The following is a 20,079-nucleotide window of genomic DNA, read 5'->3' as shown; positions in this document are numbered from 1 at the left end:
CGGGCACCACTATTTAAAGAACCCGCCCAAAAGGCGGGTTTTTGCTTTGGGGTATTTCTAAAATTATTCCCATCAAATAACCCCGTGATAGCAACATCACCACCACAGGGGTTCGCAATTATTCCTTCACCACAATCAGCGGTTCGATATCGCTCTCTTTTTTAATTACCAGCGACTCGTCACCGCGCAGGCAGGTACCGCCGTAGTTACCGCCTACGGTGAAGGTACAAACCTGAATATATTTACCAGCAACCTTCGGCAGACACCAAAGCTGCTGATAAATGTTCTTCTGTTCAGCAAACTTACCGCTGGTTTTATCCAGGAGCTCTTCCTGGTGGCTCACCAGATCGATGTTGCTGCCACAACGTCCTGCAATAGGTTTCACTGCATAACCGGTTCGCGCCAGCTCTTCATTAACAGTGAAATCAGTATCAAGCAGATAACGGTGGTGCGGGAACAATTGCCACAGGATCGGCAGAATCGCTTTGTTGCCAGGGATCACCGTCCACAGAGGCTCGAAGACCAGCACTTCCGGGCGTAGCAGCACGTCTATCAAACGCACTTCCTGATTGGTATGCCCGGTACGGATGGGCACTGCGGCATACTCCGTTTCGCTGACCTCTCGCACCTGCTCTATCGCGGTTTCCCACGCCCAGGTTTTCCAGACGCAGTTCACCAGGCGACCATCGCCGTCAATCAACTGACCGGCGTCATCCCAACGTAGCTCATCGAGGCCACGCAGAATTTTGCTGTCAAACCCGGCCTGACGCAGCGCCTGCTGCATAAACTGCGCGTGGTAGTTTTCCTCAATATCCTTATCCTGCATGATGTGGACAAAAGGACGCGCGCGGCTATGTTTCCAGGCACCAGCCAGTTCGTTGATCAATCCTTCAGCCGGATTATGTCCCTGTCCTGTGTAGCCCCGCTCGGCCCATCTTTCGAGGATCAAACCGGCTTCGGTATGACAGGATGCGGAATCGGCGTTGTACTCATACACCTTCAGTCCGCGTTCATCCATACAGAAATCCATACGCCCGGTGATCATATGATGCCGACGACGCTGCCAGGAAAGACGCAGCCGCGGCCAGAGGATTTTCGGGATGTCGAACAGCGCCAGCAGATTGTCGTCTTTCAGCACTTTGTCGGTCGCGTGCAGATACATCAGGTGCAGTTCGTTGGTGGCTTTAATCAGCTCCTGCTCCGCACTCTCGGTAATGGTGAAGTACTGATGCGGATCCTGATTAATGACGTGGCCGTTCGCCAGCACGTACGCTTTTTGCAGCGGATCCTGTTCATCCAGCCATTTACCGTCAAACTGCCCGTTATCTTCCAGTCGCGCGCCGCCAATTTTTAGTGAGTCATTGGCGATCCCCGGCTGCGGCAGGCTGTAACGGGTATCATCGGTCTGGATCATCCAACCAAGAATGGTGGTGTCGTCAAAGGTATCACGCAGGGTGTAACACCCGTTTTCAACCACCATTTCCAGTTCGCGGGTCCACTGCTGTCCGGGAGGCAGCGGCGTGTGGATCACGTTCTGTTCGGCAATGCGGATTTTGTTTTCCAGCAATTGGGTGACTACCGCCACATGGCCGGTGTCTTTAAATTCGCCGCCTTTCTGCCAGATCAGCAGAGCACCTGCAACTGGCGCACGGGGTGAACCATTCGGAAATGCCTGTAACGGCAGGATATTGTCATTCACCACTTCGCGCAGGAAGCGTAAGGAGAAGATCTCCCATGCCATGCCCACATCGGTGAAGACCATGCCATAGTTCAGGAAGAGAAAACGACGTGCAAACTCTACGCACTGCCATTTGTGGCCCATATATTCGTCGTCGATATAGCTGCGAAATGCCGCATCATCGTCGTAGTCCCGTGGGTCGAGGGAGCTGTAATCTGAAGAGTAGATTGCTACGCCGCCTGGGGCGTAGCCCAATAATGTCCCGAATGGGGCATCCTGACTGGTCGTTCCTTTGCTCATGCACCTTACCTCAAAACAATACAGCCTGAGCAGGTTGGCGTGAATTTTTCGCTCTGATTGCCTGCTCTGCGACACTAACCGGACAGAGGTCGACATCATCATACACCTCAACGCAGCGGCTGGCGCTCAGAGGCGAAAAATTCACAGCAGGAACTACGCTTTTGTCAGGGTGACCGGTACGCTTTTATACGCCGGAGTCAAACTTTGTGTGTCTACCGCATCCAGCGAAAGCAGGGCATTCGCTTCAGGCAGGTAAGCGCCAACAGAGCCTGCCGCCATGTTGTAAATCACCACCGTTAAACCGTGCATAACACGTTCCGCACAGGGCTGGCCGTTGTCGTCCAGCGCCTGAACGTTGACCACATCTCCCTGGCTCAGACCGCGAGCCGCCGCTTCTTCGGCGCTTAAAAACACCACATCACGCCGACCGGTAATGCCACGATAGCGATCGTTCATACCATAGATAGTGGTGTTGTACTGATCGTGGCTGCGCAGCGTCGCCAAAACTAACGCATCCGCAGGTTGGTTTTCCCGCTCCACCGCTTGCTGATGACTGACGATAAAGTTGGCTTTGCCATTCGGCGTTCGCCATTCACGGCGCGAAGCGGGCGTATCCATGCGAAATCCGCCCGGCTCGGCAATACGTGCGTTGTAATCGTGGAATGCCGGGATCACGGCTTCAATGGCGTCACGAATCAACGTGTAATCTCCGGTTAACGCTTCCCAGTTGATCGGCGAAAGCGGTAGCGTGGCACGAGCCATGCCCGCCACAATCGCGGGTTCCGATTTTATCCAGCGGGAAGCCGGTTTCAGCGCGCCGCAGGAGGCGTGAACCATCGACATCGAGTCTTCGACGGTCACCGACTGAATCCCCGTCGCCTGCATGTCGCGCTCCGTTCGCCCTAATGCAGGTAGCAGGTAGTTATGCTTTGCCAGCAGCAGATGCGATCTGTTCAGTTTGGTCGCCACATGGACCTGCAGATCCAGACTTTTCATCGCCGCAAAAGTACGCTGCGGCTGCGGCATCGCCACCGCCAGATTACCGCCCATGCAAATGAGCGCTTTTGCCTCTCCCCGTTCGATGGCACGAATGCTCTCCACGCTGGAGCGGCCATGCTTACGCGGCACGCTGATAGCGAAATGCGACTCAAGGCGTTGCAGGAACTCTTCGGGCGCCGCTTCGTTGATCCCCACAGAACGATCGCCCTGCACGTTAGAATGACCGCGCAACGGGCAGATCCCCGCGCCGGGCTTACCCATATTGCCTTTCAGCAACAGCAGGTTTACCAGTTGCTGAACGTTCTCAGTGCCGTTTTTATGCTGGGTGATCCCCAACCCGTAACAAATAATGGTGGCGCGGGATTTGTTGTAGCTGTGTGCGAGGTCCTCCATCTGACTGCGCGTCAGTCCGGAATCCTGTTCCAGTTTTGCCCAGCTACACTGGCGTAAATCGTCATACAGCGTCGAATAGCCCTCGGTATGCTCATGAATAAAAGCATGATCGAGGCAGGGCTGTTGATCCAGTAAGATCCGCGCTTCATCCATTTCGATCAGCGCTTTCATTATGCCTTTGAGCAGCGAGCCGTCACCGCCTATTTTAACCTGATAGTAATCGCTGCTTAGCTCCGTGGCCTGGCCGCCGAACATCTCTTTTGGGCTTTGCGGGAAGCTAAAGCGCTCAAGCCCCCTTTCGTTCAGCGGGTTGATGGAGATAATTTTGGCCCCACGTTTGGCAACGTCGCGTAAGGTGGTCAGCATGCGTGGATGGTTAGTGCCCGGGTTATGCCCGATACAAATCACCAGATCGCAGTGGTCAAAGTCGTCCAGTTCAACGGTCCCTTTCCCAAGGCCAATGGCTGGTGTTAACCCTGCGCTGGTCGGCCCGTGGCACATGTTAGAGCAATCAGGGAAGTTACTGCTGCCGTATTCGCGGGCAAACAGTTGATACAGAAATGCCGCCTCATTTGAGGTTCTGCCGGAGGTGTAAAACTCAACTTGTTCCGCAGAATCATAGCTGCGCAAGCGCTCACCGATCTCGTGGAAGGCGATATCCCAATCCACTGCCTGCCAGGTGTCTGACGCTGCATCGTATTTCATTGGATGCGTCAAACGACCAATGTTTTCCAGTTCATAATCGCTATAGTGCCAGAGCGTAGAAACCGGATGACGGCTGAAAAATTCCGGTGACGCTTTCTTGCTGGTTGTCTCCCAGGAGACCGCCTTCACGCCATTCTCGCACAACTCCATTGGCGCACGATGCCCTGGGTCCGGCCACGCACAGCCCGGACAATCGAACCCTTTCACCTGGTTCATTTTGAACATCGCGATAATGTCGCGTGCGACGGCCTTTTGCGAAAATACCGAAGCAGTGACGGCTTTTACCGCGCCCCACCCACCCGCCGGGCCCTGATAATCGCTTACTCCTGGAACACCATTTTTCATTATTACTGCTTATTCACCGCCAATTTTTGATGGTGAATACGGTAGCAATTTCCGTCCAACATTGATTTCCTCTTCATGGAGTACGGCCCGGCTACAATGAACGGGTTAGATTTATCTTCCCCTTTCAGCACAAAGCGACATAAAGTCCCAATCTGTTAAATTGAGTTCTACCTAACTGCTACACTGCATCAACACAACCACTCAGAAGGCAGGTCAACATGTCAGACAATACCTATCAGCCCGCGAAAGTCTGGACGTGGGAAAAATCGAACGGCGGCGCATTCGCCAATATCAACCGCCCGGTTTCCGGTGCCACCCATGAGAAAACGCTGCCGGTCGGCAAACATCCGCTGCAGCTCTATTCGCTGGGTACGCCAAACGGGCAGAAAGTAACGATTATGCTGGAGGAGCTGCTGGCGCAGGGCGTCAAGGGCGCGGAATACGATGCCTGGATTATCCGTATTGGCGATGGCGATCAGTTTTCCAGCGGCTTTGTTGAGGTGAATCCGAACTCGAAGATCCCTGCGCTGCGCGATCATTCGCAAAACCCGCCGGTTCGCGTTTTCGAATCTGGCGCAATCCTGCTCTATCTGGCGGAAAAATATGGTTACTTCCTGCCGCAGGATTTGGCGAAGCGCACTGAAACGCTGAACTGGTTGTTCTGGCTACAGGGCGCAGCCCCCTTCCTCGGCGGTGGTTTTGGTCACTTCTATAACTATGCGCCGGTAAAAATTGAGTACGCTATTAATCGCTTCACAATGGAAGCCAAGCGCCTACTCGACGTGCTGGATAAGCAATTAGCGCAGCATCAGTTTGTGGCCGGAGATGAATACACCATTGCCGATATGGCGGTCTGGCCGTGGTTTGGCAATGTGGTTCTGGGCAACGTGTACGACGCGGCAGAGTTCCTTGATGCAGGAAGCTATAAGCACGTGCAACGCTGGGCAAAAGAGATTGCAGCGCGTCCGGCAGTTAAGCGTGGCCGTATTGTAAACCGTACCAACGGGCCGCTGAACGAGCAGCTTCATGAACGCCATGACGCCAGCGACTTCGATACCAATACCGAAGATAAGCGCCAGGGTTAACGTAAGATGCCGGATGGCGGCGCTAACGCCTTATCCGGCCTACATATAAGGCGCGGGCCTGATAAGCGCTGCGCCATCCGGCATAAAATCACGCGCTGGTGACGTCGTACTCCATGCGGCGAAGTGCGTCTAACGTGGCTTTAGCTTCATCTTCATCAATGATGCTCATGGCGAACCCTACGTGCACCAGCACCCATTGCCCGACCAGCTCAGCCGTATTACCTTCACAAATCAGGGCAATATTGACATCACGTTTGATGCCGCACACTTCAACCTGCGCAAGCTGGTGAATATCTTCACCAACGGCCAGAACCTGACCAGGGACTCCAATACACATATCTGACTCCGCCCCATAGCAACCTATGGGTTATTCGACTTCAATACTTTTCACTTTCAGTGAATCGCCAGCATCAACCCGCAGACGATCGCCCTGACATAGTGGACACTGCGCATCATGCTGGGTGATTTCCACAACCTGACTGCAATCCCAGCACCACGCCTGGGCTGGTTTGTAATCAATATGCAGCTCACAACCCTGCGCCAGCGTACCCTGACAGACGATGTCGAAACTGAAACGGACGGCACTCTCCTCAACGCAGGAGAGTGCGCCAATTTCCAACCAAACGCCGGTTACGCGTTTGACACCGTGCTGCTCTGCCTGCTGTTGAACAATCTCAACCGCGCTCTGACAAAGGGACAGCTCATGCATTTTCGCAGTTCCGACGACCCAGCAGCAGCGCGCGGCGATTTAGCTGCGGCGCATTCGGATCGCTCACCGGCAGCGATAACAGCATGCGCGCACAATCATCAGCCAGACGGACACCTTCTTGTGCCGACATGCTGTGCGAAAGCGGCGACATCAGCGAACAAGAGAGATATTGCGATACGCCCTCCAGTTCACCCACGGTAAAGGTCATTTCGCCATACGGCAGACGCAACCCGATTTTTTCGCTGACTTTACGCACCGGCCAGATCTGATCCGGTCCGGGGAAAATCAGTGCGCTGAGCATCCAGGGTGTGATAACACACCCCGTCCACTGACCTTCAAACAGCGTAAAATCAGAGACATACACCGGCATATTTGGATGCAGGAAGGAAAGATCGTGCATCGAACTCCGGGCAATCTCTTCAAACGCCGCCTGAATTTGCGTCTTCGGGGCCGTCTGAAAACCGACAAACTCCTCAGACATGAGCCGCCTCCCGAGGGATCGCTTCAACGCCTGATTCGCGAAGCGCGGCAAGAACCTGCTCAAGCGCAGGTTCAATCATGGCTTCAACCGTTGGCGTTAGCCCAATATGCGGTTCCAGCGATTCCGGAATAATACCGACTAACGTCAGCTTTTTCGGAAACTCGCCGGTGAAACGCAGGGCCGACAATACGTCGGCCAGGCCAAGCTGGTGCGGTGAGATTTTGTTCGTAAACAGCGCCGGGATCTCTTCATCCCGCAGGACCATCATTGTTCCCGGCGTGTTTTTCTTCGACACGATGGCGTCAGCAATGATCAGATGATCCCTGTTCGCCATATCGCCGAGAAGCTCCATCCCAGCCGTACCACCGTCCAGAACATCAACAAAGTCTGGCAGGATGTAACGTTGCTCTAACGCCTCAACGATACGCACCCCGATAGCTTCGTCGGTCAGCAAAATATTGCCGACCCCTAAGACTAATATCCGCATTACAGAACCTTAACTGAGACCACTTCGTTCCCGTCAACGTCCACCACATGCACCGCACATGACATACAAGGGTCGAAGGAGTGAATGGTACGAACCACTTCCAGCGGTTTGTTTGGATCGGCGATTGGCGTGCCTACCAACGAGCGCTCGTATGGTCCGACTTCATCGTTGAAGTTACGTGGGCCTGAGTTCCAGGTTGACGGAACAACCGCCTGGTAGTTGCTGATAATACCGTCTTTAATCACCATCCAGTGAGACAGCATACCGCGCGGCGCTTCGAGGAAACCAACGCCTTTAAATTCGCCCGTTGCCGGAATATCCGGTTTCACGAAGGTGGTGTGGTCGCCTTTGCCGATGTTCACAATCAGCGCGTTGTACTGATCCTGCAGAACGTTCTGCAGTTCACAGCAGTGAACGGTACGGCCAATGATACGGCCCAGCGTTGAGTGCAGTTGCGACACTTCGATGGTTTTACCGGTCAGCTTGGTGTAAATCGCGATGATTTCATTCAGCTTGGCATGAGTAGACTCGCGTTTAGCCGCCAGTTTACACAGCATGTTGGCCAGCGGACCCACTTCAACCGTTTTACCGTAGAAGGTCGGCGCTTTAACCCAGGAGTATTTGCCGTCATCAGACCAGCCGGTGTAATCCGGAACCGTTGTGCCTTCCCACGGAGCCTGCGGCGCTTCGTCTTTGTACCACGCGTGTTTCGCACTCTCCTGAATCCCTTTGATCAGGTACTCATCGGAGTGAGAGGTGATCGGACGATAGGTCGACAGATCTTCATTGGTGATGTAACCACCCGGGAACAGGAAGCTGCCGTTTTTACCGTCAGTCGGGAATTCCGGCGCGCTCAGATAGTTAACCGCACCCTGACCACGTTCTAGCCACTCAGGGTAGAACGCAGCAATAACCGCGGTATCAACTTTGTAAACCTGCTCAACAAAGTCGCTCAGCTTGTCGATGAAGGACTTGATGTACATCAGACGCTCAAGGTTCAGCACGCCGAGGCCGTCGAGGTTAATTGGGTTAGCAACCCCACCTACCGCCAGGTTCTGGATGTGCGGCGTTTTACCGCCCAACAGCGCGACAACGCGGTTGGCATCACGCTGGCATTCCAGCGCCTGCAGATAGTGAGCAACAGCAATCAGGTTCACTTCCGGCGGCAGCTGCATTGCCGGGTGCCCCCAGCAACCGTTGGCAAAAATACCTAACTGACCGCTGGCGACAAGATCTTTGATCTTATTCTGAACCTTGGTGAACTCTTCCGTGCTGTTCAGGTGCCAGGAGGACACACCATTCAGCATCGCGGACGCTTTCGCTGGATCGGCTTTCAACGCGGAGGTGATGTCCACCCAGTCCAGCGCCGAGAGCTGATAGAAGTGAACAATGTGGTCATGCGTGGTGTGCGCGGCCAGAATGATGTTACGGATGTACTGTGCGTTCACCGGAACATCAATATTCAGCGCGCTTTCTGCTGCACGAACGGAAGAGATAGCGTGAGTGGTAGTACAAACGCCACAGATACGCTGAACAATCATCCAGGCATCGCGCGGATCGCGGTTTTTCACGATCTCTTCCATGCCGCGCCACATGGTACCGGAAGCCCATGCTTTAGATACCACGCCATTTTCGATTTCGCAGTCGATGCGTAAATGACCCTCAATACGGGTTACCGGATCAATAGTAATTCTCTGGCTCATGCTTTGCTCGCCTCATGACGATTTTGATCGTTTTGTTTTAAAGGAGGAAGTATCGGCAGTAGACGAATGAGTACGATGTATGCACAAATCTCAATAGCCACAAAACCAATAGAAATCAACAGTTCTTCCCAGGTTGGGAAGTAGTGGTAGCCACCACCAGGATTGAACGCCACCAGCGAATAGGACAGACGCCATGTCGCACAACCCAGCAATGCGCTCAACGCGGACAGATACAGCATGCGTGAGTCATTACGCAGCTTAGTGACGCGCAGCACCACCAGCGGGAAGACCATCAGTACGACTTCAATCCAGAACATTACGGAGTAAAGATCGCCTGCAAACGCATAGGACAGTTTGTCGCGATAGATTAACTCGCCAAAGCGCAGAACCACGAAAATCGCCAGCAATATGCTGATGGTATTCGTCAGCTTGATGAACAAGCTTTTCTCGTCCGGACCGTTACCTTTCAGACCGGCTTGTACCAGTGAGCCTTCAAAGATGACGATCGAGAAACCCATAATAAAAGCGGTTAATACGGAGAAAAGCGGCAACATTTCATACGCTTGCCATAGCGGATGCACCTTATAACCCGCAGAAATCATCAATGAACCCATTGAAGACTGGTGCATGGTTGGCAGCAGTGCGCCGAGAGCGATAATAAAGAACATCACTTTATTCAAACGCTTGAGGGAGACTTTCCAACCCAGACGTTCAAACAGAGCCGGAGCAAATTCCAGCGCCATGATGCCGATATAGATGGTCATACAGACCGCCGTTTCGAACAATACCGAGTTCACGTTGAAGTGACCTGGAATGTAGAAATACGGCAGGTTCCAGTAACGACCGACGTCAATGGTGATCGACAGACCACCCAGCGAGTAGCCAAACAGGCTTGCCAGCAGCGCCGGACGCACCAACGGATGGTATTGCCCTCTGTTGAAAACATACACCGCCCACGCCAGCGCCCAACCGCCGCACGCGAAGCCGGTACCAATCAACAGGTCAAACGCGATCCAAACACCCCATGGGAAACCGCCGTTCAGATCGGAGACTGAACCCAATCCGAAGACCAGACGTTTCACGATCAGGAGCATACACAGGACGATTAACGGCCCAAAAATAATGACCGGTTTGCTGATTATTTTCCCGCCCAGCGGTTTAGGATCATGACTCATGATCGTCTCCTCCGTCGTGATGGTCGTTTTTCGTGTTACGACGAACCAACACGGTTAAGCCCGCCAGCGCAGCCAGGGGTAATATCATGCCCTTATACAGGGAATGTTGAACATGTTCAGAACGCGCACCGGTTGAAAGATCATCCAGTTTCGGCAGATCCAAATCTTCGTAAGGAACCCCCGTCAGCACCATAACCTGCGTACCACCACCTTCCTTCTCACCGTACAGGTGTGGGTAGTACTTCGGTACCGTATGCAGATAGGTATCGCCCGCTTTCACCGTCTGACGCGGATAGTGGTATTCGCTGCCAGGCTTCAGCGCGAGACGTTTTTTCGCCTCAGCCATCAGCTCTTCACGCGTACCAAAAATCACCGCTCCGGCAGGACACACTTCAACACAACCCGGTAAACCGCCTTTATCCAGACGCTCAACACCTTTCTGGTTACACAGTTCACATTTGTGAAGCGCGCCAAACGGGTTGTTATAGTCGTACTTAGGCACGTTGTACGGACAGGCGACCATGCAATAGCGGCAACCTGTGCAGACATCTTTGTCATAGTGGACGATGCCGGTTTTCGGATCTTTCTTCAGTGCGGAGACTGGGCAAACGGAGACGCAGTTCGGATCGACACAGTGCATGCACTGTTTCTTAATGTATGCGTAGCCATTTTCTTCTTGGTCTTTGTTAACGCCTGTTCCGCTACGCCACACCTGGATGATGTTATTGGTATACGGCGACAGCTTGTCGTTGTTTGACCAGGTCTGCTCGCCTTCCGGGTTACGCGCCGGAAAGTTGATGTCCTGACACTTGGTGACACAGGCCTGGCAGCCCACGCATAGCGTCGAGTCATAGAGCATCCCAAGAGAACCAGGGATTGGCGGACGGTTTTCTGCAGCCGCATGGCTGATGGACGGCGCAGCGCCCAACAGCAATGCCCCGCTGGAGGCTGCTTTAATAAAGTTACGTCTGTTCACGGTTATTCTCCCCGTGAGTCAGCGTTATCTTTCTTCTGCTGACGACCCAGTTCACGAACCGCCATCACGCTGACGCCGGCGACCAGCCCTACCACGCCACCAAGCAGCCCAATCGCGCCGGCAGAGACATTGCCACCTTCTTTCATGTTGACATCAGGTTTCTCGGAGCGCGGGGTTTGGTTTTCCACATGAGCAAGCTGGTGAATACCTTTATGGAAACCGACGCCTTCTTCGTTACAGCCGTAGCAAGGGTGACCGATAGCCACCGGCCACACGCCGCCAACATCGCAGAATTGCAGCGTTGAGCAGTTGCCGTAGGTTTCTGGTCCTTTACAGCCCAGATGGTAGAGACACCAGCCTTCACGGTGGCCTTCATCGCCAAACTCTTTCGCAAAGCGGCCAGCATCGAAGTGCGGGCGACGCTCGCAATGTTCGTGAATCAAACGGCCATAGGCGAATGTTGGACGGTTTTTGGTATCCAGCTTCGGCGGCTTACCGTAAGTGATGATATGCGCGACCGTTGCCAGGAAGTTATGCGGGTTCGGCGGACAGCCGGGAATGTTGATGATGGTTTTGCCTGGCAGAACTTCCTGCAAGCCGACTGCACCCGTTGGGTTAACGCCGGCGGCAGCAACACCACCCCACGCGGCGCAAGAGCCGATGGCAATGATAGCGGCTGCGCCTTCAGCGGCCCGACGGATATGATCCACGATCGGTTCACCGGCAACCATGCAGTAAATACCATTATCTTTCAGTGGGATAGAACCATCTACAACCAAAACATATTGCCCTTTGTACTTCTCCAGAGCGTTATGTTTATTCTCTTCAACCTGATGGCCGAAGGCGGCAGAGAGTACCTCGTGGTATTCCAGAGAGATTGTCTCCAGGACGAGGTTTTCCACTGTAGGGTGTGTCGCGCGAAGCAGCGATTCAGTACAACCCGTACACTCCTGAGCACCAATCCAGATAACCGGTGGGCGCTGAGGGCGGGAAACTGATTCGGCCATTTCTGCGGCGGCTTTGCTACTGAGCCCCATGGTGGCGGCCAGTGCTGCACAAAGCTTCATGAAATCGCGGCGATTGATGCCGCTCGAATTGATGAGAGAGTTATCTCCAGTCATTTTATAGTTATTCCGTTGCGAAGACCTGGCTTTTTATTTTGCACCATTCGCATGTTGCATATTGCGATCGGCGCGCCATTTACCACACTTTTTATATGGTTATGTGCGATATAATACTTCGACGGAGCAACAAAACGAAGGCGTAGGTCAATAGTGTAATTAATTAAAGCAAGATAATACCCCTTTCGGATCAAGCTTCGAGCCGATAGCCGGCCATGAAAAAGCGAATTGTTGTACTGGACTGGTTCTCTTTAAAGAAATCCATCACCATCTCCTTATCCAGTCCATAGCGACGCGTCAGGATGCCCGCTTCCCACGCGCTGAGCTGTCGATCGCCAGTTTTTTCAAACATTCGATGTGAAAACCCCAGTACAAAACCGCGTTTATAATCCGCGCAAAAATGCGCCACCGAGCGTGCGCTATCCGCATTTTCCGCGTTTAATCCGGCCATCAGGCCTTTACCAAAATGGTTGTCCATGCATAACCCTCAATCGCTATATAATAAATTATATAGCGATTTTTTAAGCAAAGACCAGAGGTATCAGGGACTTTTTTGTGCCAGCTTAAAACGACACCCAGTCATCCGTTTTAGTTGTTGCAGAGGTTTTGCGTTCTGCTGAAGGGGAAGCGGTCGCAGTGGCAGTGTATTGCACGTCGTTAGCTGATAGACGGAACTGTTGCACCGAACGTTGCAGATCTTCCGTTTGCCGTTCCAGCGCGACTGCCGCGGCGGAAACCTGTTCGACAAGCGCGGCATTCTGTTGCGTAACGCTGTCCATCTGCGTGATCGCTACGCTTACCTGTGAGATGCCTTTGTTCTGTTCTTCCGAAGCAGAGGCGATTTGTTTCATGATGGTGGTGACTTCTGTCGCGCCGCGCAGAATCGCCTCCATCGTTAATCCGGTCTCTTTAACCAGACGAGCACCCTGATCGACACGACGCGACGATTCGCCGATCAGCGTCTCAATCTCTTTTGCCGCTCCGGCGCTACGGCTGGCAAGATTACGCACCTCACCGGCAACCACGGCAAAACCGCGCCCCTGCTCGCCCGCTCTGGCCGCTTCAACCGCCGCGTTAAGCGCCAGGATATTGGTCTGGAAAGCAATGCTGTTAATCACAGAGGTAATTTCCGCGATCTGTTTAGAACTGGCGGCAATGCCGTCCATGGTCTCAACCACTTCTGAAACCAGCGAGCTGCCTTTACCTGCCGTTTCTGTCGCCGTATCGGCCAGTTGGCTGGCCTCACGCGCATTTTCGGCGTTCAGTTTTACCGTTGCGGTCAGCTGCTCCATGCTGGCGGCGGTCTCTTCCAGCGCTGCAGCCTGCTCTTCTGTACGTGAGGAGAGATCGTTATTACCGGTGGAAATTTCCGTCGCCCCTCGCCAGATGTTGTCACTACCAGAGCGAATGGTACTCACGGCTTCGCGCAAGCTGTCCTGCATCGCGCACAGTAACGGCACCAGTTGGCCCACGCAGTTACGACCAAAATCTTCAATAGAATGGCTGAGATCGCCCTGCGCAATTTGTTGAAATTGTTGGCGAATACGTCCCAGAGGTTTCACCATCATGGCGACGAGGTAGCGGTCGGTAAAGAACAGGAGAGCAATACCGAGGATTACGGCGGTGATAATCAGGGTCCGGATGATAGACGTTTTGCCATCGACCATAACGCGGGTGGTATCGAGTCTTTCACCCGCAGTGGTGTTAAAACGCTCAGCACTGGCGCCAAATTCACGGCTCAGGGCTGGCGTAACGGTGCTGGCATGCTCCGCAAAGGCCGTGAGCGTGCCCTGCTGCGCCAGTTGCATTTGTGGGATCACGCCGTTATCCAGCAGCGCCTGCCACTTGGTCAGCACCGCCGCGGCGACTTCCGGATCCATGGGGCCAGGAGACAATGTTTTCATCTCCTGGAGTTTTTTACTCATATTGTCCAGGGACTGTTGCGCTGGCGCAAAATCCGGCGTTCCGCCGCTAATTTTGACATCCATTGCGCGACTTAACCGCGTCACAAAACGAAAATACTGATCGTTACCCTGGCTGAGAACAGTCATCTGATGGACAAGATGACGGTCAATATCATTCCCTTCTGATATTTTTGATAAAGAATGAAGACTGAATAAACCCACGCCCGACCACAGCAGGCAAAAAAGTCCCAGTATTGCCAACATGACAATACGAATAGTGAAGTTTTTCAGCAAACCCATAATAATTTCCTTGCCGTTGATGAGGAATTCGCCACCAGGCGATACTTATCCTTGTTATCGGCAGCCGATAGAGAAGATATAATGCGTTCTTTATTTTTTTACTTTCTTAAGTCCAACCCATATCTCTCCAGACGATATCAACATGAATGCTAATGAAATTAGCTAGCATTATTATTCAGATAACTCACCTAAATTATTTAATAATGCTTTGTTTTCTATCACAAAGATTTATAAAACCCAGCAAGAGTGTACTCCCAGGCTAAATCAGCGGCAGCTTTCTCATAACGACAGGTTGGGGCATTATGGAAGCCGTGATTAACGCAAGGAAAGATATAGTCTTCCCAGGCCAGCTCCTTCAATAACTGGCGGTTCGAATACTGCTCAGTTTTTTATCCCAGTGTGACCTGTGAACGGAATATTCACCGAGAACCCGCTAGAATAGAAACGCTGTTTTGAAATTCACCTGCACTAAGGAGATCTCATGGCCTGGTTTGCCAATCCTGAACGTTACGAACAAATGCTCTATCGCTACTGTGGACGCAGCGGTTTACGCTTACCCGCACTGTCGCTGGGTTTGTGGCACAGTTTTGGGCACGTTCAGGCGCTGGAGTCACAGCGCGCCCTACTGCGTAAAGCCTTTGATTTAGGCATCACCCATTTTGATTTGGCCAATAACTATGGGCCGCCTCCAGGCAGCGCAGAAGAGAATTTTGGCCGTTTACTGCGCGAGGATTTTGCACAATACCGAGATGAGCTGATCATCTCCACCAAGGCGGGCTACGACATGTGGCCAGGGCCATACGGTTCTGGTGGTTCGCGTAAATACCTGCTTGCCAGCCTCGACCAGAGCCTGCAACGCATGGGGCTCGACTATGTCGATATCTTCTACTCACACCGCGTTGACGAAAATACGCCAATGGAAGAGACCGCCTCAGCGCTGGCCCATGCGGTGCAAAGCGGTAAAGCGCTGTATGTCGGCATCTCGTCCTATTCTCCGGAACGAACGCAAAAGATGGCCGAGCTGCTACGGGAATGGAAAATTCCGCTTCTTATCCACCAACCCTCTTACAACCTGCTTAATCGCTGGGTAGACAGCAGTGGCTTGCTGGATACGCTGGAAGCTAACGGCATGGGCTGCATTGCCTTTACGCCGCTGGCCCAGGGGCTGCTGACGGGGAAATACCTCAACGGCATCCCGGAAGGTTCACGTATGCAGCGTGAAGGGAAAAAAGTCCGTGGGCTGACAGAAAATATGCTGACGGAAGAAAACCTTAGTAGCCTGCGTTTGCTCAATGAGATGGCGCAACAGCGCGGACAGTCGATGGCGCAAATGGCCTTAAGCTGGTTGCTGAAAGACAACCGGGTCACTTCGGTATTAATTGGCGCCAGCCGACCGGAGCAGCTGGAAGAAAACGTTCAGGCATTGGCTAATCTGACGTTCAGCGCCGAAGAACTGGCGCAAATCGATAAACACGTCGCTGACGGTGAGCTGAACCTGTGGCAAGCCTCATCTGACAAATAGCCGTTTGTCACTCCGTGCCGGGTCGCAATAAAGCGCTACCCGGCCATGGTAATGCGCCATGACCTCATACTTCTTCTGCTTTGAGCTGTGGACGCTGGTATTCCGGCCACACCAGCGCGACGAGCGCAGGGTAAGCCTCCAGGCTGAACTCTCTGAAGCACTGACGTAAGTTGAGCACGTCCAGATCGGCATGCGGGACCTTCTCCCCACTGAGACAGCGTTTTTTTATATTGTCGTAATATTTGTACACCGCAGAGTTAAGGTCGCTACAACGCCGCTGCGCATCAAATAGGCCAGGCGTCTCATTCAGCTCCACCATCGTCATCCGTTTGATCGTCGAGTGGATAAAATCGATATATTCGTGATTAACGCGCCAATACCATACCGGGGTAATCGAATTCATCAATACAGAAAAATGATCTTCACCCTCTTCTTTACTCAAGATTTCCGGCTGGTGTCCAGCGTTACCATTTTCTGCATAGCGGTTTTTATTTGCGCTGCGCATCAACAAAAGCACCCCGCAGGTAAGCAATAGCAGGGTAATAACAGAATAAAATATACTGTTCATATACTGGCTCCATTTTTTTTGATTTTAAAATTACACCATGCTATTGTCAACGCAGCCTGACATATTAAAAACAATACAGTATTGGCATCAAAGGATATTTCAACATGCTTCCCGAGCATCTTGTTCCCGCGCATTATCATTTATCTCAAACATCGACTAATACCTTCCCCACAGAAAACAGTGAAAATTTGACTCAGGGAAAGAAAACATTAAGTGATTATGAAGCTGATATTTTGATCAGCGCTACAGCGACCGGCCAGGCGCGCAATATGTTGTTTGAAGAGTGCGACCGTCATTTAAAAGAACGTTTGTTTTGCGCGGCAAAGATTGAGTCATTCACGCGCTTGCTCAATTCATTGCAAGCGGAGGGCGACATTAACGCACAAGAATTAAGTAAAATCTTGACCGAAAAAACAGCCACCATTAATGAGCAAGGCAATAAAATTTGGCTTAATTTAATTACCCGCGAAACCAGCGACCCTATTTTTTATTCTCTGGAAGAGAAATAAAATGAAAGATGTTGAGGATAATAATGTTTATTTGGCTTTAGATGACCATAAAAGTGATGAGTTTGTCTTAAAGCAGAATTTAGCTATCCTGATTGCCAATAAAAACACGACGCTGGAAAGCGTTGCCCAGGAAATGGTTTCTATACCCGCCGCACTGGTGCGGATGAAATGGCAAAATCGTCGCGAAATTTATGCGCTACAGGCGAAAGAAGAGATCTATGGCGCCGCGATTGAGGCCATCATAGCCCAACAACCCGAACTGCGGGATAAAATCATGGCCCGGCTGGAGAGCACCTACCAGCATATACTCGCGCGAGAAACGGCCACCTTACGCCTGACGCGCAAGCTGTCCGAAGGCAGCTACGAACCGACCAGGATAACCACGGTCGCGTTGGATGAAAACAGATAAGAACAGGTTTGTAAGGCGTGGAATCAGGATAAGCAGGCCGGGTAGGTGAAAACCACTACCCGGCGAGAAAGTTACTTCGCTTTCACGGTCTCTTCACCGACCAGACCAATCTTCAGGAAACCGGCCTGATGCAGCGTGTCCATTACCTTCATCATGGTTTCATAATCGACGGTCTTATCTGCACGGAAGAAAATCGTGGTGTCTTTCTTCCCTTCTGTCAGCGTAGTGAGCTCGCTAATCATGGTTTCATCCGTCACCTGATTATTGCCAATAAACATACTCTTATCGGCTTTGACTGACAGATAAACCGGTTTTTCCGGACGCGGCTGCGGCGTGCTGGTGGAGGCAGGGAGATTCACCTTCACATCCACTGTTGCCAACGGCGCGGCTACCATAAAGATGATCAATAAAACCAACATAACGTCGATAAACGGCGTCACGTTGATTTCATGCATTTCACCGTTATCGTCCAGGTTCTCATTAAAGCTCATTGCCATGGAACATTACCCTACACGTAATTTCTGCGCGGCACGTACCGGATGCGCGGAGGCGCTGGCGTTCAGGTCCAGATCACGACTTTGCAGCAACAGCACCTGCGCCGCGACATCGCCCAGCATCGCTTTATAGCTGCCAATCTGACGTGCGAAAATATTGTAGATGACGACCGCTGGAATCGCCGCAACCAGACCAATCGCGGTCGCTAACAGCGCTTCTGCAATGCCCGGAGCAACAACGGCCAGGTTGGTGGTTTGGGTTTGTGCAATCCCGATGAAGCTGTTCATGATGCCCCATACCGTACCGAACAGACCCACAAAAGGCGAGATAGCCCCGATGGTGGCCAGGTATCCGTTACCACGTCCCATATGACGACCTACCGCCGCCACACGACGCTCCAGACGAAAACCGGTGCGCTCTTTAATACCTTCGTTGTCGTCACTGCCTTCAGACAGTTCCAGCTCGTTCTGCGCTTCGTAAATCAACTGTGCGCCAAGGCTTTTAGCATCGAATCTTGCGGCAATCTCGTTTGCCTGGTCTAAGGAGCGGGCATCCGCCAGCAGTTGCTGTTCACGCTTAAGACGGCGTTTCTGAGTAAAGAACTCAAGGCTCTTACTAAAGAAGATAGCCCAGGTGACCACTGACGCTAAAATCAGCCCAATCATCACGCACTTAACCACGATATCGGCGTGCTGATACATACCCCAGACGGAAAGGTCCGTCTGCATCAAATTATTACCCACTCTGTATCTCCAGGACGCAAATCACAAAATCTAAGCGTAATCATATCAAAACAACGTCGAATTGATAGTCGTTCTCATTACTATTTACATATTGCCGCACCTTTGGTTTCTTTTCTTTGCGCTTACGCAGTAAAAAAGTCACCAGAGGCATTTTGAGATTATTTTCTACTGTATGACCGTTCTACAGGATGCGTCATCTTTGATTCATGGTAGTTTAGACATCCAGACGTATAAAAACAGGTAATACACCATGGCAGATAAGCAACTTGAAACCAAACTCGTTCACGCAGGACGCAGTAAAAAGTACACGCTGGGCTCGGTAAATAGCGTGATCCAGCGCGCTTCTTCGCTGGTGTTTGACAGCGTTGAGGCCAAAAAGCAGGCCACGCGCAACCGCGCAAACGGTGCGCTTTTCTATGGACGTCGCGGAACCCTGACGCATTTTTCGCTGCAGGAAGCCATGTGCGAACTGGAAGGCGGCGCGGGTTGCGCGTTGTTCCCTTGCGGCGCGGCAGCTGTTGCCAACACCATCCTTGCTTTTGTTGAACAAGGCGATCATGTGTTGATGACCAATACCGCCTATGAGCCCAGCCAGGACTTCTGCACCAAAATTCTCGGTAAACTTGGCGTCTCAACGGGCTGGTTTGATCCGTTGATTGGCGCCGATATAGTGAAGCATATTCAGCCGAACACCAAAGTTGTCTTTCTGGAATCACCCGGCTCCGTCACCATGGAGGTACATGATGTACCAGCAATTGTTGCCGCCGTCAGAAGTGTTGCGCCTGAGGCTGTCATCATGATTGATAACACCTGGGCTGCCGGCGTGCTGTTCAACGCGCTGGATTTCGGTATTGATATCTCGATTCAGGCGGGTACGAAATACCTGATTGGTCATTCCGACGGCATGGTCGGCACAGCGGTATCCAATGCCCGCTGCTGGGACCAACTGCGCGAAAATGCCTATCTGATGGGACAAATGCTGGACGCCGACACCGCCTATATGACCAGCCGTGGATTACGCACACTGAGCGTACGCTTACGTCAGCATCATGAAAGCAGCTTAAAGGTCGCCGAGTGGCTGGCCAACCACCCACAGGTCGCTCGTGTTAATCACCCGGCGCTACCCGGCAGTAAAGGCCATGAATTCTGGAAACGTGATTTTACCGGCAGCAGCGGGCTATTCTCCTTTGTATTGAATAAGAAGCTTAATAATGAAGAGCTGGCCGCGTATCTGGATCACTTCAGCCTGTTCAGCATGGCCTACTCCTGGGGCGGTTTTGAGTCGCTAATTCTCGCCAACCAGCCGGAACACATTGCGGCAATCCGTCCGCAAGGTGAAGTGGACTTCAGCGGAACGCTTATCCGTTTGCATATCGGTTTAGAGAATGTTGACGATCTGATTGCCGATTTAGCCGCAGGATTTGCCCGAATCGAGTAACATTGCCATAGATGGACATATATGCAGACACTTC

20 protein-coding genes and 1 pseudogene are annotated in these 20,079 nt (G+C 52.3%); 5 read left to right on the top strand and 16 right to left on the bottom strand.

Translation table 11 applies throughout. The features are described 5' to 3' along the window. Window positions 1-118 precede the first annotated feature (118 nt). Complete coding sequence (gene gss, locus FDW92_RS03275) at window positions 119-1,978, bottom strand: bifunctional glutathionylspermidine amidase/synthase (protein ID WP_042310963.1); 1,860 nt, start codon at window positions 1,976-1,978, stop codon at window positions 119-121. Between the two features lie 153 nt (window positions 1,979-2,131). Beyond that, window positions 2,132-4,420 (bottom strand): FdhF/YdeP family oxidoreductase, encoded by a 2,289-nt coding sequence (locus FDW92_RS03270; RefSeq protein ID WP_042310965.1) that lies wholly within the window; start codon window positions 4,418-4,420, stop codon window positions 2,132-2,134. Between the two features lie 218 nt (window positions 4,421-4,638). Here FDW92_RS03270 and yghU point away from each other — a divergent pair, with 218 nt between their 5' ends. Next, window positions 4,639-5,505 (top strand): glutathione-dependent disulfide-bond oxidoreductase, encoded by an 867-nt coding sequence (yghU, locus tag FDW92_RS03265; RefSeq protein ID WP_038633828.1) that lies wholly within the window; start codon window positions 4,639-4,641, stop codon window positions 5,503-5,505. Window positions 5,506-5,593: 88 nt separating this feature from the next. On the opposite strand, the gene hybG is transcribed toward yghU, so the two are convergent. The 11 genes and pseudogenes from hybG to FDW92_RS23160 all read right to left on the bottom strand — a co-directional run. Beyond that, window positions 5,594-5,842 (bottom strand): hydrogenase maturation factor HybG, encoded by a 249-nt coding sequence (gene hybG / locus FDW92_RS03260; protein WP_042310968.1) that lies wholly within the window; start codon window positions 5,840-5,842, stop codon window positions 5,594-5,596. Window positions 5,843-5,872: 30 nt separating this feature from the next. Further along, window positions 5,873-6,214, bottom strand: a complete 342-nt coding sequence (gene hypA, locus FDW92_RS03255) for a hydrogenase maturation nickel metallochaperone HypA (protein WP_003828349.1) — start codon at window positions 6,212-6,214, stop codon at window positions 5,873-5,875. Then, the gene (gene hybE, locus FDW92_RS03250) at window positions 6,207-6,695 is read right to left on the bottom strand and encodes a hydrogenase-2 assembly chaperone (RefSeq protein WP_042310970.1); all 489 of its coding nucleotides are present in this window, start codon (window positions 6,693-6,695) and stop codon (window positions 6,207-6,209) included. The genes hypA and hybE overlap by 8 nt, the downstream gene beginning before the upstream one ends. Then, the gene (locus FDW92_RS03245) at window positions 6,688-7,182 is read right to left on the bottom strand and encodes a HyaD/HybD family hydrogenase maturation endopeptidase (RefSeq protein WP_003024473.1); all 495 of its coding nucleotides are present in this window, start codon (window positions 7,180-7,182) and stop codon (window positions 6,688-6,690) included. Before FDW92_RS03245 ends, hybE begins: the two co-directional genes overlap by 8 nt. Beyond that, window positions 7,182-8,885 carry a hydrogenase 2 large subunit gene (gene hybC / locus FDW92_RS03240; protein WP_038633838.1) on the bottom strand — a complete coding sequence of 568 codons (1,704 nt, stop codon included), beginning with the start codon at window positions 8,883-8,885 and terminating at the stop codon, window positions 7,182-7,184. The genes FDW92_RS03245 and hybC overlap by 1 nt, the downstream gene beginning before the upstream one ends. Further along, window positions 8,882-10,060: a Ni/Fe-hydrogenase cytochrome b subunit gene (gene hybB / locus FDW92_RS03235; protein ID WP_042310972.1), complete on the bottom strand. Its 1,179-nt coding sequence runs from the start codon at window positions 10,058-10,060 to the stop codon at window positions 8,882-8,884. The genes hybC and hybB overlap by 4 nt, the downstream gene beginning before the upstream one ends. Beyond that, window positions 10,050-11,036 carry a hydrogenase 2 operon protein HybA gene (hybA, locus tag FDW92_RS03230; RefSeq protein WP_003828357.1) on the bottom strand — a complete coding sequence of 329 codons (987 nt, stop codon included), beginning with the start codon at window positions 11,034-11,036 and terminating at the stop codon, window positions 10,050-10,052. Before hybA ends, hybB begins: the two co-directional genes overlap by 11 nt. Before the next feature lie 2 nt (window positions 11,037-11,038). Next, window positions 11,039-12,157 carry a hydrogenase 2 small subunit gene (hybO, locus tag FDW92_RS03225; protein WP_003024486.1) on the bottom strand — a complete coding sequence of 373 codons (1,119 nt, stop codon included), beginning with the start codon at window positions 12,155-12,157 and terminating at the stop codon, window positions 11,039-11,041. Window positions 12,158-12,347: 190 nt separating this feature from the next. Next, a complete protein-coding gene (locus FDW92_RS03220; protein WP_038633845.1) occupies window positions 12,348-12,635 on the bottom strand; it encodes a DUF2623 family protein in 288 nt (95 codons plus the stop codon). 85 nt (window positions 12,636-12,720) lie between these two features. Continuing rightward, a complete protein-coding gene (locus FDW92_RS03215) occupies window positions 12,721-14,361 on the bottom strand; it encodes a methyl-accepting chemotaxis protein (RefSeq protein ID WP_042310974.1) in 1,641 nt (546 codons plus the stop codon). A 218-nt stretch (window positions 14,362-14,579) separates the two neighbouring features. Further along, window positions 14,580-14,705 (bottom strand): annotated as a pseudogene (locus FDW92_RS23160) (dienelactone hydrolase family protein); the annotation flags it as partial. A 137-nt stretch (window positions 14,706-14,842) separates the two neighbouring features. On the opposite strand from FDW92_RS23160, the gene FDW92_RS03205 reads away from it, so the two are divergent. Beyond that, window positions 14,843-15,883, top strand: coding sequence for an aldo/keto reductase (locus FDW92_RS03205; RefSeq protein WP_042310975.1), 1,041 nt, complete (start codon window positions 14,843-14,845; stop codon window positions 15,881-15,883). A 64-nt stretch (window positions 15,884-15,947) separates the two neighbouring features. Here FDW92_RS03205 and FDW92_RS03200 read toward each other — a convergent pair whose 3' ends face one another. Next, complete coding sequence (locus FDW92_RS03200; RefSeq protein WP_042310977.1) at window positions 15,948-16,451, bottom strand: ESA_00282 family adhesion-associated protein; 504 nt, start codon at window positions 16,449-16,451, stop codon at window positions 15,948-15,950. Window positions 16,452-16,555: 104 nt separating this feature from the next. On the opposite strand from FDW92_RS03200, the gene FDW92_RS03195 reads away from it, so the two are divergent. Further along, window positions 16,556-16,960 carry a hypothetical protein gene (locus FDW92_RS03195; protein WP_042310979.1) on the top strand — a complete coding sequence of 135 codons (405 nt, stop codon included), beginning with the start codon at window positions 16,556-16,558 and terminating at the stop codon, window positions 16,958-16,960. A gap of 1 nt (window position 16,961) precedes the next feature. Next, window positions 16,962-17,369, top strand: coding sequence for a hypothetical protein (locus FDW92_RS03190; protein ID WP_042310980.1), 408 nt, complete (start codon window positions 16,962-16,964; stop codon window positions 17,367-17,369). Window positions 17,370-17,440: 71 nt separating this feature from the next. Here the strand turns inward: FDW92_RS03190 and exbD are convergent, their stop codons facing one another. After that, complete coding sequence (gene exbD / locus FDW92_RS03185) at window positions 17,441-17,866, bottom strand: TonB system transport protein ExbD (protein ID WP_042310983.1); 426 nt, start codon at window positions 17,864-17,866, stop codon at window positions 17,441-17,443. A gap of 6 nt (window positions 17,867-17,872) precedes the next feature. Continuing rightward, window positions 17,873-18,607 carry a tol-pal system-associated acyl-CoA thioesterase gene (gene exbB / locus FDW92_RS03180; RefSeq protein ID WP_042310985.1) on the bottom strand — a complete coding sequence of 245 codons (735 nt, stop codon included), beginning with the start codon at window positions 18,605-18,607 and terminating at the stop codon, window positions 17,873-17,875. A 250-nt stretch (window positions 18,608-18,857) separates the two neighbouring features. Between exbB and metC the strand changes: the two genes are divergently transcribed. Further along, complete coding sequence (gene metC / locus FDW92_RS03175; RefSeq protein WP_042310987.1) at window positions 18,858-20,045, top strand: cystathionine beta-lyase; 1,188 nt, start codon at window positions 18,858-18,860, stop codon at window positions 20,043-20,045. Window positions 20,046-20,079 lie beyond the last annotated feature (34 nt).

Origin of the sequence: Citrobacter sp. wls706 (genome assembly GCF_005281305.1) — a bacterium.
GTDB classification, from domain to species: Bacteria; Pseudomonadota; Gammaproteobacteria; order Enterobacterales; family Enterobacteriaceae; genus Citrobacter; species Citrobacter werkmanii.
This window is presented reverse-complemented; position numbering and strand designations above follow the sequence as displayed.